The sequence below is a fragment of the Cupriavidus sp. 96C5-1 genome (assembly GCF_057798855.1).
This window is the reverse complement of the sequence record NZ_JBYOJU010000001.1, coordinates 286,653-303,929: the sequence shown is the minus strand read 5'-3', so window position 1 is coordinate 303,929 and position 17,277 is coordinate 286,653. Positions and strand designations below refer to the sequence as shown.

Genomic DNA, 17,277 nt, shown 5'->3' with positions numbered 1-17,277 from the left:
GAAGCTGAAGTTTAGAACAGCAGGGCCGAGTCAGAGGAAGATGAAAAAAGCTATCGCAGTTGTGGGAATGTCGTGCAGGTTTCCCGGAGGTGTCCGCAATCCGGATGACTTCTGGAACCTGCTGGTCAATGAAACCGATGCGGTCACGGAAGTGCCCGCCGACCGGTTTGGCACCGAGTTCTACCTGCATCCGGCAAAGCGCGAGCCCGGCAAGAGCTATACATTCTCCGCCGGCGTGCTGGACGACATTGCGGGCTTCGACGCCGATTTCTTCGGCATCTCGCCGCGCGAGGCCAGGCAGATGGACCCGCAGCAGCGCCTGCTGCTGGAACTCGCATGGGAGGCCTTCGAGCATGCAGGCCACCTGCCTGCCAGGATGGCGGGCAGCAATTGCGCCGTCTTCGTCGGCGTGGCCAGCCAGGATTACGGCGACCGCGGCGTGGATGACCTGAGCGTGGCCGATGCTTATTCCGCGACCGGCAATACGATGAGCATTGCTTCGAACCGGATTTCCTACCTGTTCGACCTGCGCGGCCCCAGCATGTCGATCGACACGGCCTGCTCGTCGTCGCTGGTCGCCCTGCACCAGGCCTGCAATGCGATCCATGCCGGCGAAGCCGACACGGCGCTGGCCGGCGGCGTCAACCTGCTGCTGCATCCGTTCCCCTTCGTCAGCTTCGCCAAGGCGTCGATGCTGTCGCCTACCGGGCGCTGCCGGGCCTTCGATGCCGCGGGCGACGGCTATGTGCGTTCCGAGGGCGGCGCCCTGGTGCTGCTCAAGCCGCTGGAGAAGGCGCTGGCCGACGGCGACACCATTCATGCCGTCATTGTTTCGTCCGGCGTGAATTCGGACGGCCATTCGCAAGGCGGCATCAATGTGCCCGCCGCCGCCACGCAAGCCGCGCTGCTCAAGGATGTCTATGCGCGCGCCGGCGTCGATCCGCTCGATATCGCCTATGTGGAAGCGCATGGCACCGGCACCGCGGTGGGCGATCCGATCGAGGCGCGCGCCCTGACCGATGTGCTCGGCAAAGGCCGCGCGGCCGGGCAGCCCTTGCTGATCGGCTCGGCCAAGACCAACGTCGGCCACCTGGAAACCGCCTCCGGCATGGCAGGGCTGCTGAAAGCCATTCTCTGCCTGAAGCACAGGGCGGTGCCGGCAACGGTCCATTTCAAGAATCCCAACCCGAACATCGACTTTGCCGGCGGCGGTTTGCGCGTGGTCGACAGCTTCCTGCCGCTCGACGCATCCGGCAAGCCCCTGCTGGTGGGTGTGAATTCCTTCGGCTTCGGCGGCACCAACGCACACGTGCTGCTGCGCGAAGCTGCGCTCCCGGCTACGGTGGCGAAGGCTGCGCCGGCGGCGGAGCCGCTGGCCCTGGTCCTGAGCGCGCGCAGCCCGGACGCGTTGCGCGCACTGGCGGGCCAGTATCACGCACGCCTGCAGGCCGGCGCTTCCTGGGAGCAGCTTGCCAGCGCCGCCGCGCGCAAGCGCCAGTGGCTGCACCATCGGGCGGTCATCACGCCCGCCAGCCAGGATGAAGGCATGGCCTCTCTCGACCTGCTGGCGCGCGGGGAGAGCGCGCCGTGCGTCACCATCGGGGAAGCGCCGGCGGGTACGGACAGCAAGCTCGCCCTGGTCTTCTCGGGGAACGGCTCGCAGTGGGCAGGCATGGGCCGGCGCCTGCTGGCGGAGGATGCCGTGTTCCGCGACGCCATGCACGAGATCGACGCACTGTGGCAGGCGGATGGCAGTGCCTCGCTGGCCGGCGTGATGCGCGACGGCGCCACCGCCGCCTGGCTCGAGGGCACGGAAAACGCGCAGCCGCTGCTGTTCGCGCTGCAGGTTGGCGTGGTGCGCTCGCTGCAGGCGCGTGGCCTGCGCTACGATGCCTGCTTCGGCCATAGCGTGGGCGAAGTGGCCGCGGCCTGGGCGAGCGGCGCGCTCACGCTGGCGCAGGCGGTGCATGTGATCAAGGAACGCAGCCGCGCACAGGCCTCCACCGCAGGCGCCGGCAAGATGGCGGCCGCCGGCGTCAGCGCACAAGCCGCGCAGCAGCTGATCGACCGCCTGGGCCTTGGCGGCGCGCTGGAGATGGCCGGCGTCAACAGCCCGGAAGCCGTCACCCTGGCCGGTTCGCCCGAGGCGATTGCCGCCATGCAGGCGCAGTTCGCCCAGAGCGGCAAGTTCTTCCAGGTGCTGGATCTCGACTACGCGTTCCACAGCAAGTGCATGGAGCCGATCCGCGATCTGGTGCTGACGGCCCTGGCCGATCTGCGGCCGCAGCAGGCGCACACCCCGTTCATCTCGACTGTCGCGGGCGCGCAGTTGCCCGGCACCGCGCTCGACGCCCAATACTGGTGGCGCAATATCCGCGAACCCGTGCAGTTCGAAGCCGCCGCGCGCCACCTGGTGGATGCCGGCGTGCGCGTGTTCCTCGAGATCGGCCCGCACTCGATCCTGCGCAGCTACGTTGCGCAAACCCTCGAGCATGCCAAGGCGGGCGGCAGCGCCCTGCCGACGCTCAAGCGCAATCACGACAGCGCCGCGCAGTTGCATCACGCGTTCTGCGCAGCACTGGCGCAAGGCGCCAGCCTCGATGCGGACAAGGCCTATCCGCCGGCCGATCCGGAACTGGTGCTGCCGACCTATCCGTGGCAGAGGACCCGGCACTGGCTCATGCCCACCAGCGAGGGCTATGACCTGGTGAACCGGCGCCGCGAACATCCGCTGCTGGGCTATCGCCTGAAAGACAGCGCCGTGGCCTGGGAGAACCAGGTCGACCCGGTCAAGCTGCCGGTGCTGGCCGACCATGTGGTGGATGGCGCGGTCATCTTCCCCGGCGCGGCCTATGCGGAAATGGCGCTGGCCGCCGCGCGCCTGCATTTCGGCACCGTGGCCTGCGCCGTCGAAAACCTGGAGATCCGCTCGCCGGTGGTGTTCCAGCCGCAACAGGGCAAATTGTTCCGCTTCACCGTCGACCCGCGCACCGGCGGCTTCGTCGTCGAGACGCGTCCGCGCATGAGCACCGATCCGTGGACGCTCACCGTGGTCGGCCGCCTGCTGGCCGGCGGCCCCGCCGCCCAGCCCGGCGAGGCGATCGCCGGAGAGGAACTGGCGGCGCTGGAAGCCGCATGCCCGATCGATGGCGGGCAGCTCTACGGCAGGGCAGCCGAAATCGGGCTGAATTTCGGTCCGGCCTTCCAGTGGGTGCGGTCCGTGCGTCTTGCCGGCGATACGGCGATTGCCGAACTGGCGCAGCCCGCCGTGCTGCAGAATGCGCTGGCGCCCTACGCGATGCACCCGGCCGCGATCGACGGCGGCTTCCATCCGCTGCTCGCCCTGCTGGGCGCGGAGGCCGATGGCGAGGATGCGGCAGCGGACGCGGCCGCCTACGTGCCGGTGCAGATGGGCCGCATCGACTACTACGGCGGCGGCGATGCCGTGCGCCGCGTGGTGGCGCGCATCGAGCGGCGCAGCCCGCATTCGCTGGTGGCCTCGTTCACGTATCTGGACGAAGCCGGCAAGGTCGTCATGCAGGTGGGAGCATGCCGCTTCCGCCGCGTTGACCTTGCGGCCCGGCGCCAGGCGGCACCCAGCCGCTTCGCCTTCGTGACCGAAGCAAAGCCCTATGCTGCCGACATCAGCGCCGCTGCCCTGCCCTCGCCGCAGACGCTCATCGCGGCCGCCGCCGCCACGCTGACCACGCATGAGGACGCCGCCCACCGCCGCACGCACCTCACCGAGGTCATGCCGCTGCTCGACGTGCTGGCGGCGGCCTATGCGCTGCGCGCGGTCGAAGCGCTGGACGTGCCCGGCCAGCCCCAATTGCCCGCCAGCGCCAATCCGGCGCTGCTCGAACGGCTGATCGGCATGCTGGTGGAAGACGGCGTACTGGCCATGCGCGACGGCCAGCTGGTGCGCGGCGACGAGACCCTGCCGGCCATCGAGGATCTCTGGCGCAGCCTGGTCTCGGCGTCGCCGGGCCACGTTGCGGAACTGACGCTGCTGGCGCATTGCGGCAACGCGCTGCCAGCGGTGCTTGGCGGCACGCTGCGCCCGCAGGCCGTGCTGCCCAGCGGGCGCAGCAGCCTGGTGGACCACCTCTACGAGGCGTCCCCCACCTGGACCCACGTCAACGCACTGGCCAGCGCCTGCCTGGACACCTTGGTCGACGCCTGGCGCGAGCATCGCCCCTTGCGCGTGCTCGAGGTGATCGCACCGGGCACCAACCTGTTCCAGCCGTTCGGCTCGCACCTGCAATCGCGCTGCGACTATGCCATCGCCGGCAGCGCCGAGCAGCTTGGCGCCTTCGATGCGACCGAACATCCGCTGATCCGCACGGTGCAGATCGAGCTGGGTGAAACGCCCACGCTGGCCGCCGAAGCGGGGCGCCCCGCACGGTACGATGTCCTGATCATCAACAACCTGCTGCGCGCGGGCGCGTACCCCGCGCGCCTGATCGAGGCAGCCCGTGCGTGGATGACGCCCGGCGCGCTGCTGATCGTCGCGGAAAGCCAGTCGAGCCGTTTCTCGGACATCGTGTTCGGGCTGACTCCCGACTGGTGGACGCAGGGTCGCGGCGAACTGCTGCCCGCCAACGCCATCGCTTCCCTGCTGCAGGAACACGGCTTCGAAGCCCCGGCCCGGCACACCGAAGCGGAGCTCGACATCGAAGGCGCGCCCGCCTTCATGGTGGCGCGCCGCGGCGCGGATGCCGTTGCCGCGCTCCCGGCCGAAACACCGCCGGCGCACTGGCTGCTGGTGAATCCCGCCGCGCACGGCGAGCTGATGGCCGCCGTCGCCGATACGCTGCAAAGCCATGCGCCTGCCGGCCAGGTCACCGTGCTCGACTCGGTAGCGGCCCTGCTCGCCCACCCGTCGCTCGGCGCGGCCGGGGCCTTGCCTCGCCACGTGGTCTTCCTCGCCGCCGACATCGAGGGCCTGGACGCCGGGGGCGACGGCAGCGAAATGATGCGCGCGCAGGAAAGCACCTCGATCGCGCTGGCGCAACTGGTGCGCGGCCTCGCCGGCGCACCCGCGCCGGTCCGCCTGTGGGTGGTGAGCCGTGGCGGCGCGCCACTGGCCGCCCCCGCAACGCAGCCGTCGGCCTTCCGGCCGGAACAGGCGACGCTGTGGGGACTTGGCCGCGTGCTGATGAACGAATACGCGGAACTGGCTTGCCACCTGATCGATATCGATCCCGGCTGCGAGCGGCCCGCGCCCTTGCTGGTACGCGAACTGTTGTCGGACGAAGGCGAGGAGGAAGTGCTGCTCACCCGCTCGGGCCGTTTCGTGCCGCGCATGTTGCCGGCCGCCACCGTCGAGCTGCGCGAGCAGGGCGCGCGCGCGGGCGAGCGCAATCAGCACAGCGTGCTTGCCTTCGAATCCCCGGGTTCGCTGCGCCACCTGCAATGGTTCGCCCTGCCCGAGCGCGAGCTCGAAGCGGATGAGGTGGAGATCGAACCCGCCGCGACCGGCCTCAATTTCCGCGACGTGATGTACGCCATGGGCCTGCTGTCCGACGAAGCGGTGGAGAATGGCTTCGCGGGGCCGACCATCGGCATGGAGCTCTCGGGCCGGATCACGCGTGTCGGCACGGATGTGCAGGGCTTCCAGCCGGGCGACGCCGTGCTCGGCTTCGCGCCCGCCGGCTTTGCCAGCCGCGTGCGCACGCGCGCCGGCGCCGTCGCGCTCAAGCCGGAGCGGCTGAGCTTCGAGGAAGCCGCGACCATCCCCACCACCTTCTTCACGGCCTTCTACGCGCTCTGCGAGCTGGCACGGTTGCGTCCTGGCGAGCGCGTGCTCGTGCACGGCGCGGCCGGCGGCGTGGGTATCGCAGCCATCCAGCTGGCCCGCCATCTCGGCGCGGAAGTGTTCGCCACCGCGAGCACCAACGAGAAGCGCGAGTTCGTGCGGCTGCTGGGCGCCGACCATGTGTTCGATTCGCGCAGCCTGGCGTTCGCCGACGACATCCTGCGCCGCACCGGCGGCCAGGGCGTGGACATCGTGCTCAATTCGCTGGCCGGCGAAGCCATGGTGCGCAGCATCGACGTGCTGCGCCCGTTCGGCCGCTTCCTGGAACTCGGCAAGCGCGACTTCTACGAGAACAGCCGGATCGGCCTGCGCCCCTTCCGCAACAACATCAGCTACTTCGGCATCGATGCCGACCAGCTGATGCATGCGCAGCCGGGCCTGACGACCCGCCTCTTTGCCGAGATCATGGAACTGCTGGCCAGCGGCGCGCTCGATCCGCTGCCGTATCGCACCTTCCCCGCGCACCGCGTGGAGGAGGCTTTCCGCTATATGCAGCAGGCGCGCCAGATCGGCAAGATCGTGGTCACCTTCCCCAGCGGCGCCCCGGCGCCGCAAAGCCCGAAGCCGACGCACCTCGCGCTGGACCCGCGCGCCGCCTACCTGGTGGCCGGCGGCACCGGCGGCCTCGGCTTTGCCACGGCACGCTGGCTGGTTGCCAGGGGCGCCCGGCATGTGGTGCTGGCGAGCCGCGGCGGCACCTTGTCGCCGGAGCTGGCCGCGCAGGCGCAACAGTGGAACGAGGCGCTGGGCGCCACCGTCACGGTGGCGTCGTGCGACCTGACGGATGCCGCCGCCGTCGCCGCCCTGGTGGAACGGATCGAGCGCGCCGGGACCGCGCTCAAGGGCGTGGTGCATTCGGCCATGACCATCGCCGACGGCCTCATCGCCAATCTCGACGATGAGCGCTTTGGCAGCGTGCTGGCGCCCAAGGTGGCCGGCGCGTGGAACCTGCACCGCGCCACCAGCGGGCGGACGCTGGACTTCTTCGTGGTGTACTCGTCGGCCACGACCTTCCTCGGCAGTCCGGGCCAGTCCAGCTACGTCGCTGCCAATACCTTCCTGGAGTCGCTGGTCTATCAGCGCCGCGCCAGCGGGCTGCCGGGCTGCTTCATGGCCTGGGGGCCGCTGGAGGATGTCGGCTTCCTGGCGCGCAACGCGCAGACGCGCGAAGCGCTGCAGGTGCGCATCGGCGGGCGCTCGATCACCTCAAGCGAAGCCATGGCGGCGCTGGAGCATGCGCTGCTGGCAAACCGGGCCGGCGAGGCCGTGCTCTGGCTCGACTGGCAGGCCGTGGCCCGGGTCATGCCGGCCGCGCGCTCGCTGCGCTACGTCGAGATGCAGGGCAGCGACGGCCAGGATGCGCAGCGTTCCGCCGGCGCCAGCCTGGACGGCGAGGTCCGCGCCCTGCCGCACGCCCAGGCCCTGCAGCTGGTCATCGAGACCATGCAGGCCCAGATTGCACGCATCCTCCACCTGTCGGCCAAGAAGGTCGACATCGACCGCTCGGTGGTCGATCTCGGCATGGATTCGCTGATGGGGATGGAGCTCGGCATGGCCGTGGAGGAGTCCTTCAAGGTCAAGCTGTCGGTGATGCTGCTGGCGGACGGCGCCACGGTGCGCTCGCTGGCGCAGAAGATCGTCGAATCGATCCGCACCGGCGATGCCGCCGGCGCGGAGGGCGAGGCACCGTCGGAGGCGCAGCAACAGATCGAAGCGATGGTTGCGCGCCACGCGCTCGAGATGAACCCCGAGGACATCCGCGCCCTGGCCGGCAAGGTCGAGCCGGACGCCCCCGCCACCGCCTCGCCACAATGAACGGCGCACCGGGCTGGCAGGCAAACCAGGGAACACTGGCGCAAGACCTGGTGATGACGGGCCACGGCCTGCACACCGGGCGCCGTGTCAATGTGCGGATCCGGCCGGCCGGCGCCGGCCATGGCATCGTCTTCGTGCGCGTGCGGGATGGCCGCACCCTGGCCAGGCTGCCGGCCTCGCCCGGGCTGCGGCTGGCGCAGCCGCTATGCACGGCGCTGCAGGCGGACAATGGCCTGCGCGTGCGCACCGTGGAGCACCTGCTGGCTGCGCTGCTGGCCTGCGAGATCGACCATGCCACGGTGGAGCTCGATGCCGAGGAAGTGCCGATTCTCGATGGCAGCGCCTTGCCCTGGGTCAGGGCCATGGAAGCCTGCGGCCGCGCTGCCCTGCCTGCACCCAAGCGCTTTATCCGCGTGCTGCGCCGCCTTGCGGTTGCCGACGGCGAGATGCGCCAGCTGGTCATCGAGCCGGCCGGGCGCTATGAGCTGCATGTCACCAACGATCTCAAGGGCTTCGGCGTGCTGTCCTGGCAAGGCGAGATCAACCCGGCGCGCTTCGCCAGCGAAATCGCGCCCTCGCGCTCGTACGGCCGCCTGAAATGGGCGATCCCCACGATCGCTTACGGCTACCTGCGCGGCAGGCCGGTCCTGCGCGGCGCGCGGCCATCGTGCACGGCGACCATCGTCGGCGGCTCGGTGCTCGGCGGCATGCGCCTGCCGGAGGAGTTCGTGCGCCACCGCGCACTGGACCTGATCGGCGACCTGGCCCTGCTGGGCGCGCCCTTGCTGGCACGGGTGACGGCCCTGCGCCCCAGCCATGAAATGAACTACCGCCTGAGTTCGGCACTGCTCGCGCAAACCGATGCGTGGGAATGGGCCGGACCGGCCATCTGATTGAACGAGGATTACGACGTATGGGATTGGGCGACCACCTGAGGCAGCAGCTCGCCGCGAAGGCGCTGCAGCGCCAGCTACAACGGGTGACCAACGAGATGGAGGCTGCCCCGGCGGCCGTGGCCAGGCCGGCCGCGCCGTCGGAGCTGGCCCAGCTATGCCGGTTCGATACCCTGCCGGCCTACCAGCAGGTCGCGATCGGGCGCCAGATGAGCGAGCAGCTGCGCATCGAATCGCCCTTCTTCCGGGTGCATGAAGGCGTGGCCGGCGCCACCACGCAGATCGGCGGCCGCAGCTATATCAACTTCGCCAACTACAACTACCTCGGCCTTGCCGGCGATCCGGAAGTATCGGCCAGCGCCAAGGCCGCCATCGACCAGTATGGCACGTCGGCCTCGGCCAGCCGCATGGTTGCCGGCGAACGCCCCGTGCAGCGCGAGCTCGAGCACGCGCTGGCCCGGCTGTACGAGGTGGATGACTGCGTGGCGTTCGTCAGCGGCCATGCCACCAACGTCACCGTGATCGGCTCGCTGTTCGGCCCGGCCGACCTGATCGTCCACGACTCGCTCGCGCACAACAGCATCGTCCAGGGCGCGCAGCTCAGCGGCGCCAAGCGGCTGAGCTTTCCGCACAACGACTGGCAGGCGCTGGACGCGCTGCTGACACGCGTGCGCCGCCAGTACCAGCGCGTGCTGATCGCCGTGGAAGGCCTCTACAGCATGGACGGCGACCTGCCGGAGCTGGATCGCTTCATCGACATCAAGCGCCGCCACGCGGCGTTCCTGATGGTGGACGAGGCGCACTCGCTGGGCGTGCTTGGCGCCGCCGGCAAAGGCATCCGCGAGCACTACGGCGTGGCCGGGCGCGACGTGGATATCTGGATGGGCACCTTCAGCAAGACGCTGGCCGGCTGCGGCGGCTTTATCGCCGGCGACCAGGCGCTGACCGACATCCTCCGTCACCTGGCGCCCGGCTTCCTGTACAGCGTGGGCATCGCGCCCATGCTGGCGGCGGCGTCGCTGACCGCACTGCAGCGGATGCTGGCGGAGCCGGAGCGGGTCGCCGCACTGCGCGAACGCGGGCAGCTGTTCCTGGATCTGGCGCGGCAGGCCGGCCTGAATACCGGGACCAGCGCCGGCTATTCGGTGATCCCCGTCATCACAGGCAGTTCGCTGAAGGCCGCGCAATGGGCGAATGCCCTGTTCGACGAGGGCATCAACACCCAGCCGATCTTCTACCCGGCCGTGGAGGAAAAAGCGGCGCGCCTGCGCTTCTTTATCTGCTCGACACACACGCCCGAGCAGATCCGCACCGCCGTCGACGTGGTTGCCCGGCTGGCGCGCAGATGAGCAGCGTGCCCTCGGTGGCGTTGAAGCGGCAGGCGGGGATGGTGTTCCGCCAGGCCGCGCCGCGCGATGCGGCGGCGCTGGCGCCACTGGTACTGGCATCGGGCCAGCTTGAGTTCGCCTACCTGCTTGGCGGCACGGCGCAAGAGCGCGAAGCCTTCCTGCGGCGGGCAATCGCGGCGGACAGCGGGCGCTTCTCGTGGCGCCGCCATCGCGTGGCCGCGATCGAAGACCAGCCGATCGCGGTGCTGGCGATCCAGGATGGCCGGGCCAACCTGCTCGACGACCCGCGCATCGCGCTCGACTTCCTGCGCTTCTTCGGCGTCCGGCGAAGCAGCGGCATCGTCGGCCGGGGCCTGGTCCTGGAGCGGGAGATTCCGGCGCCGAAGCGCCGGCAGACGCTGCTGGCGCATTGCGCCACGCGCGGCGATATGCGTGGCCGGGGGGTATTCCAGGCGCTGTTCGCCGACACCATGCGCGCCGGCCTGCTCCCCGCCGCGCCGGGACAGGCGCTCCTGCTCGATGTGCTGCGCAGCAATACGCGGGCAGCCGCGCTCTACCGCAAACTCGGTTTCGTCACGCTGGATGCGCGGCTGGACCGTACCCCCAGGCTGCCGGCGCAGCTACGCTCCACCAGGATGCGGTTTCAGCCGGCCCCGGGCGGCACGCGATAGCCCGTAGCAACGGCGGGATAACGGGATCCGCGCCGGAGCCGAAACTCACGCGGACAGCACGCGCGCCAGCGCGGCCATCGTACGCGCCGTGGCGCCCCGGTGCAGCACCGCGAAAGCGCGGGCGTGGCCGCGCATGGCGGCCAGCCCCGGCGCATCGCCCAGTACCGCCGCGGCCGCACGCATCAGCGCATCGGCATCCGTCACGCGCTGGCAGGCGCCGGCGGCTATGGCGTCTTCGGTTGCCTGGGCAAAGTTGAAGGTATGCGGTCCGATCAGCACGGGCGTGCCGGCGGCGCAGGCCTCGATCAGGTTCTGGCCGCCCAGCGGCAACAGGCTGCCGCCGATGAACGCGAGATCCGAGGCGGCGAAGTACAAGGCCATCTCGCCCATCGAATCCCCCAGCAGCACATCCGCCGCGACCGGCTCCGGCAGGCCGGCCTGCTCCCACGCGGCGGAATCGCCCAGCGCGCTGCGCCGCTGCAGCGAGAAACCGGCGCGCGTCACCATGGCCGCCACTTCGTCAAAGCGCTGCGGATGACGCGGCACCAGCAGCAGGGCCGGCCGCGGCACCGGGTTTGGCGCGTCGGCGGCCAGCGCCTGCCAGCGGGAGAATGCCTCCAGCAGCAGGGTCTCCTCGCCTTCGCGCGTGCTGGTGGCGGCGAACACGGCGCGAGCGCCGAATCCCTGGCGCAGCAGGCGGCCGCGCCGCAAGCCATCCTCGGACGGCTGCATGTCGAATTTCAGGTTGCCGGTCACCTGCACCGACGCCAGCCCCAGCGCGCGGAAGCGTTCGGCATCGCCCTGGGTCTGCGCCAGCACGCCGGTGAAGTCGCGGTACATGGCGGTGGCCGCCCCGCCAAAACGCGCGGTGCGGCGGAAGCTGCGCGGCGACAGCCTGGCGTTGACCAGCAGCAAGGGCACGCCGGCCACGCGGGCGCCGCGCACCAGGCTGGGCCACACCTCGGTTTCCATCAGCATGCCGGCCGCCGGGCGGAAATAATGCAGGAATCGCCGCACCAGCCAGGGCAGGTCATAGGGCAGGTAGCACTGCATCACGCGCGGCTGCCAGCCGAACAACTGGGCGCCGGTCTGGCGCCCGGTCGGCGTCATATGGGTGAGCAGGATGCGATGTTCCGGATAGTCCGCCAGCAGCGCCTCGATCAGCGGCTGGGCGGCACGCGTCTCGCCAACCGAAACCGCGTGCACCCACAACCAGGGCCCGGCCGCCGGCAGGTTCCCGTAGGCGCCGAGACGCTCGCCCACATGCTGCACATAGCCGGGCTCCTTGCGCGCCCGCCACACCAGGCGCAACAGCGCCACGGGCAGCGCCACCAGCCATAACAGGCTGTACAGGACTCGCAGCATCAGGTCCCCTGCCCGCGCACGCGCCGGGCGGCGGCGTGGACTTCGTCGACCGACGGCACCACGCCATCGTCACCCACGTTGGCGATGCGGTCCGACCAGTAGCCTTCGGTCTTCCAGCGCCAGGTGGCGGTATAGATTTCCACGGTGGGCCGGCATAGCGCCGCGGCAATATGGACCAGTCCCGTATCGACCCCGATCACCACCTCGGCGCGGTTGATCAGGCCGAAGCCCTGCATCACCTTGAAGCGCGGCAGCACCTGCGCCCCCGGCACGCCGGCGGCGATTTCCTCGGCCGCGCGCCGCTCCGCCTCGTTGCCCCACGGCAGCAGCATGGCCAGCCCTTCGTCCGCCAGCCGGCGGCCGAGGTCGTGCCAGCTGGCCAGCGGCCACTTCTTCTTCGCGCCCGCGGTGGCATGAAAGCACACCGCGTAGCGCGCCGGCAGGCCGGCCCAGAGCGGGTCGCCGACATGCAGCTCGCGGGCGCCCGGGCCGAAGAAGCGCGGCGGCTCGGGCGGCGCCAGCCCGGTCAGCGCAGCGCCCAGCAGGCGCGAGCGCCGCACCGAGTGCGTCTGGCGCGGCACCGTCACCGGCTCGCTATAGAAGAGCCGCGCGGCCGGCTCGTAGCCCGACCCCTGGGTGGCATTGGCCAGCCCGATCACCGGCGCCCCGGGCCGCCGGCTGGCCACGCGGGCCACCACGGCAGTCTTCAGCAAGCCCTGCGTTTCGATCACGGCATCGTAGTCGTCCTCGCGCAAGGCGCGCTTCAACGCGCCGATCTCCCGCCATGTCGCCGCCTGGTAGAAACGCTTGCGCCAGCGGCGCAGGGCGAACGGGATCACCCGCCGCACTTCCGGCAGCAGGCGCACGAGATCGACATAGCCCTCTTCGACCACCCAGTCGATCTCGCAGTCCGGCCAGCGCGCGCGCAGGTCGTGCACCAGCGGCATGTTATGCACCACGTCGCCGAGCGACGACACCTTGACCACCAGGATGCGCGGGCGCGCGGCAAGCGCGTGCCGCGCCACGGAGGTGCCCGTAGCGGGCGCAGTCAACGGCATCCGCTCAGAACGGGAGTTGCGCATCCGGCTTCTCTGCCAGGATCACGCGCTTGAATTCCGCCTGGATACGCGCCAGCGCGGCATCGTTGTCGGCCTCGAAGCGCATCACCACCACCGGCGTGGTATTGGACGGCCGCGCCAGGCCGAAGCCGTCCGCGTATTCCACGCGCACGCCGTCGATGGTGATCACCTCGCGCGCGCCATCGAACTTCGCATTGGCGCGGATCTTGTCCAGCAGCGTGAAAGCCTCGCCTTCGGCGCACTTGAGCTGCAACTCGGGCGTGCAGTTGGAGTTGGGCAGGGCATTGAGCACGGCGCTCGGGTCGGCATGCTGCGACAGGATCTCCAGCAGGCGCGCGCCGGTGTACAGGCCATCGTCGAAGCCGTACCAGCGGTCCTTGAAGAACACGTGGCCGCTCATCTCGCCGGCGATGGGCGCGCCGGTTTCCTTGAGCTTGGCCTTGACCAGCGAATGCCCGGTCTTCCACATCAGCGGCTCGCCACCGTGCTCGCGGATCCAGGGTGCCAGCTTGCCGGTGCACTTGACGTCGTAGATGATCTGCTGGCCCGGGTTGCGCGACAGGATCTCTTCGGCAAACAGCATCAGCTGGCGGTCGGGGAAGATCACCTGGCCGTCCTTGGTCACCACGCCCAGGCGGTCGCCGTCGCCGTCGAAAGCCAGGCCCAGCTCGCAATCGGTGTCGCGCAGGGCCTGCATCAGGTCCTGCAGGTTTTCGACGTGAGCGGGATCGGGATGGTGGTTGGGGAAGTTGCCGTCCACCTCGCAGAACAGTTCCGTGACCTCGCAGCCAAGCCCGCGGAACAACTCGCCGACGAAGGCACCCGCCACGCCGTTGCCCGCATCCAGCGCGATCTTCATCGGGCGGGCCAGCTTGACGTCGCCGACAATGCGCTCCAGGTACTGCTGGCGGATATCGACCTGCTGGTAGCCGCCGGCGCCGCTGGCGAACTTGCCCGCCTCGATGCGCTGGCGCAGTGCCTGGATCTGCTCGCCGTAGATCGCCTTGCCGGCCAGCACCATCTTGAAGCCGTTGTAGTCGGGCGGATTGTGGCTGCCGGTCACCATGATGCCGGAGGTGGCGCGGCGCCCTGCCAGCTCGACATTGGTGCCGAAGTACACCATCGGCGTGGCCACCATGCCGAGGTCGATCACGTCCATGCCGGCGGCGCGCAGGCCTTCCACCAGGCCGCCCAGCAGGTCCGGCCCCGACAGCCGCCCGTCGCGCCCCACCACCACGGCGCGCTCGCCCTGCTCGGCGGCGGCGGAGCCAAAGGACAGGCCGATCGCGCGCGCCACGTCGCGCGTCAGGGTCTTGTCGACGATGCCACGGATATCGTAGGCCTTGAAGATGGAAGGATCAGCTTGCATGGGTCATCCTGGATGTGTGCGGTTAAACCGGCCGACATTGCCGGCCACCGGTTCCGGCCATGGCCGGGGCGACGGGCAAATGCGACAAAGACGGTATTTTGCCGGATTGCGTGTGGCGTGCCAGTTATAATCGACTGCCTGTGCTCGAAAATGGCGCAGCGAGGCAGCCGGAAAGACGGCACAAGCGCCGCGCGCGTCACTGGTTGAAGCGCCCGCGACCTGCCCGCGACTTGCCCGGGAAGGGCCAGCGGGCAAGCCAGGGTGGCTGATTCTCCGCCTGCCACCGCTTCAGCCGGCCGGCGCCGGAGGATAATGCCTGACAGTGCTTCTTTCTTTTTTTTGCCTTTTCTGCCCCTGGGTGCCTGCCTGACAGGCATGCCGGATCGCCAGCCCAACTGACCTGTCCCGGCAGCCTCTCCCATAGCCGACCTAGCGATTTGCCCCAGTGCCTTCGTCCCAGTCCCCCCACCGCCCACGCATCGCCTTCCTGATCACCAACTCCGAGATCGGTGGGGCGCAGTCGCATGTCGCCGATCTGCTGCAGGCACTGCGCGACAGGATCGAGCCGGTACTGCTGGCCGGGGGCGACGGTCCCCTGCTGGCCACCGCCCAGGCCGCCGGCGCCACCACCGTGCGCCTGCCGCTGCTCGACAACGCCCTGTCACCGCTGCGCGCGCTGGCTGCGCTCAGGCAGCTGCTGCAGGCGCTGCGCGCCGCCGCCCCCGACCTGATCCACGCGCACAGCGCCAAGGCCGGCGCCCTGGGCCGGTTGGCAGGCTGGCTGCTTGGCATCCCGGTGGTCTATACGGTGCATGGCTTCGCCTTCAAGGCGGCCGCCCCGGCACGCCAGCGTCTTGCCTCACGGGTGGCGGAGTGGGTGCTGGCACCGTTCACCGCCCGCCTGATCTGCGTGGCGCAGGCCGAACGCGAGCTGGCCGCAACCCTGCCGATTTCCGCCGAGCGTGTCAGTGTGATCCGCAACGGCATCGCCGACTGCGACACACGAGCCACGCCCGGCGCGCCGCTGCGCCGCGTCGTGATGGTGGCGCGCCAGGCCGCGCCGAAGCGCGCCGACCTGCTGATTCGCGCCTTCGCACGCGCCGCCCTGCCCGATTGCGAACTGCTGCTGGCGGGCGAAGGCCCGCAAATGGCTGCCTTGCGGGAGCTGGCCAGCAGCCTGGCCCCGGGCCGGGTACGATTTGCCGGTGCGGTCGGCGACGTCCCCATCCTGCTGGCCTCGGCCCAGGCCTTCGCGCTGGCATCCGACCATGAGGGCTTTCCGCTGTCGGTACTGGAAGCCATGCGCGCCGGCCTGCCGGTGATCGCCAGCGACCTCCCCGGCATCCGCGAGCAACTCGACGACGGCGCCTGCGGCCTGCTGGTGGCCGGCAACGACGAGCACGCCTGGGCGGCCGCGCTGACGCGGCTGGCGGGCGACGCCGCGCTGCGCGAGACCCTGGGGCAAGCAGCCCGGACACGCTGGGCGCGCGAGTTCGGCCTCGGGCCGATGGCCGAGGCAACCTGGGCGATCTACCAGCAAGCCTTGGCGGGCAGGCCCAGCGCCTCCCGGTCGGCGGCCAGCACCGGAGCAGGTGGACAATGAACAAGAGTCACAGCGTCGGCCGTCCGGCCCAGCTGATCCGCGCCCAGGGTTCGGAAACCATCCGCCGCGCCAGCCGCATGCTGGGCTGGGCGCTGCTGGGCCTGCTGCTGTTCGGCCTCAATACCGCGCTGGCCGAACTTGCCCACAACGCCGGCCTGGTCACCCATATATTCACCCGCACGCTGCTGTGGTCGGTGCTGCCCTACCTGTTTGCCTTCGTGCTGCTGCACCGCTCGCTGCACCTGCCCGCCATGGAAGGCAACAGCCTGGTCGGGCTGGCCGCCACGCTGCCCTTCGCCGCGCTGCTCTTCGTATTCGCCGCCTTCCACCTCGAGTACTCGCGCGGGGCCTTGCTGCTGAGCTACCTCACCACGCTGGCATGGATCTGGTTTGGCTACCGGCGCTTCGTGCGGAACTACGTGCCGGTGTTCGGCTACACCGACGCCGCCACGCTGGCGCAGCTGGAAAAGGTCCTCGCCATGCCGGGCGCGGCGCCGGCCAGCCCGACCCGCTTCCAGGCCATCAGCTCGCTGGACGAAGCCGTGCATTGCGATGGCCTGATGCTGGACCGCAACGCCACCGCCGACCCGGAGCGCACCCGCGTGCTGGCCCAGTTCAAGCTCAGCCATGTGCGCATGTACTCGGTGGAGCGGATCGGCGAGATGCTGACCGGCCGCGTCGGCCTGGCCCATATCGACGAGAATTTTCTCGACGACTACGCCGCGCACTATTTCTACAGCTTCGCCAAGCGCCTGATCGACCTGGCCGCGGTACTCTGCCTGGCGCCCGTTGCGCTGCCGCTGGGACTGGCGGTGGCGGTGGCCATCCGCCTGGAATCGACCGGTCCGGCCCTGTTCCGCCAGGTGCGGGTGGGCCTGTTCGGCAAACCCTTCACCATGTTCAAGTTCCGCAGCATGGGATACGACGCCGGCGCGCCGGCCCGGTTCGCCGCCCGCCGCGACCCGCGTGTCACCCGCGTCGGCCGCGTCATCCGCAAATACCGCCTCGATGAAATCCCGCAGCTGTGGAACGTGCTGGTGGGCGATATGAGCCTGATCGGGCCGCGGCCCGAACAGGTGCCGATGGTCGAGGAATTCGCCCGCACCATCCCCTACTATCCCTACCGCCACCTGGTGCGGCCGGGCCTGTCGGGCTGGGCACAGGTGCAGCAAGGCTACGTCGGCACCCATGAAGAGACCGTGACAAAGCTCAGCTACGATCTGTACTACGTCAAACACTGCGCGTTTGCCCTGGACCTGCTGATCGCGGTGAAGACATTGAGGACATTGCTGACGGGGTACGGAGCGCGGTGACC

At 69.9% G+C, this 17,277-nt stretch carries 9 protein-coding genes; 6 read left to right on the top strand and 3 right to left on the bottom strand.

The window, feature by feature from the left end; translation table 11 throughout:
* Positions 1-40 precede the first annotated feature (40 nt).
* Genes AC3FOF_RS01385 through AC3FOF_RS01370 form a run of 4 tightly spaced genes read left to right on the top strand, consistent with a single transcriptional unit; the run spans position 41 to position 10,546 of the window.
* A complete protein-coding gene (locus AC3FOF_RS01385; RefSeq protein WP_488725579.1) occupies positions 41-7,633 on the top strand; it encodes an SDR family NAD(P)-dependent oxidoreductase in 7,593 nt (2,530 codons plus the stop codon).
* A complete protein-coding gene (locus AC3FOF_RS01380) occupies positions 7,630-8,526 on the top strand; it encodes a UDP-3-O-acyl N-acetylglycosamine deacetylase (RefSeq protein WP_488725578.1) in 897 nt (298 codons plus the stop codon). The genes AC3FOF_RS01385 and AC3FOF_RS01380 overlap by 4 nt, the downstream gene beginning before the upstream one ends.
* 20 nt (positions 8,527-8,546) lie before the next feature.
* Positions 8,547-9,875, top strand: a complete 1,329-nt coding sequence (locus tag AC3FOF_RS01375) for an aminotransferase class I/II-fold pyridoxal phosphate-dependent enzyme (protein ID WP_276268107.1) — start codon at positions 8,547-8,549, stop codon at positions 9,873-9,875.
* Complete coding sequence (locus tag AC3FOF_RS01370; protein WP_488725577.1) at positions 9,872-10,546, top strand: GNAT family N-acetyltransferase; 675 nt, start codon at positions 9,872-9,874, stop codon at positions 10,544-10,546. The genes AC3FOF_RS01375 and AC3FOF_RS01370 overlap by 4 nt, the downstream gene beginning before the upstream one ends.
* A gap of 45 nt (positions 10,547-10,591) precedes the next feature.
* Here the strand turns inward: AC3FOF_RS01370 and waaA are convergent, their stop codons facing one another.
* From waaA to AC3FOF_RS01355, 3 genes are read right to left on the bottom strand one after another with little or no spacing between them, the layout of a single operon-like run.
* The gene (waaA, locus tag AC3FOF_RS01365; protein ID WP_488725576.1) at positions 10,592-11,911 is read right to left on the bottom strand and encodes a lipid IV(A) 3-deoxy-D-manno-octulosonic acid transferase; all 1,320 of its coding nucleotides are present in this window, start codon (positions 11,909-11,911) and stop codon (positions 10,592-10,594) included.
* Complete coding sequence (gene waaC / locus AC3FOF_RS01360) at positions 11,911-12,993, bottom strand: lipopolysaccharide heptosyltransferase I (protein ID WP_430869678.1); 1,083 nt, start codon at positions 12,991-12,993, stop codon at positions 11,911-11,913. Before waaC ends, waaA begins: the two co-directional genes overlap by 1 nt.
* Positions 12,974-14,359, bottom strand: coding sequence for a phosphomannomutase/phosphoglucomutase (locus tag AC3FOF_RS01355; RefSeq protein WP_276268104.1), 1,386 nt, complete (start codon positions 14,357-14,359; stop codon positions 12,974-12,976). Before AC3FOF_RS01355 ends, waaC begins: the two co-directional genes overlap by 20 nt.
* Positions 14,360-14,804: 445 nt before the next feature.
* Here AC3FOF_RS01355 and AC3FOF_RS01350 point away from each other — a divergent pair, with 445 nt between their 5' ends.
* Both AC3FOF_RS01350 and AC3FOF_RS01345 read left to right on the top strand, forming a co-directional pair.
* Positions 14,805-15,962, top strand: coding sequence for a glycosyltransferase family 4 protein (locus tag AC3FOF_RS01350; RefSeq protein WP_488725575.1), 1,158 nt, complete (start codon positions 14,805-14,807; stop codon positions 15,960-15,962).
* Positions 15,959-17,275 (top strand): sugar transferase, encoded by a 1,317-nt coding sequence (locus tag AC3FOF_RS01345; protein ID WP_017230054.1) that lies wholly within the window; start codon positions 15,959-15,961, stop codon positions 17,273-17,275. Before AC3FOF_RS01350 ends, AC3FOF_RS01345 begins: the two co-directional genes overlap by 4 nt.
* The last annotated feature ends 2 nt before the right edge of the window (positions 17,276-17,277 follow it).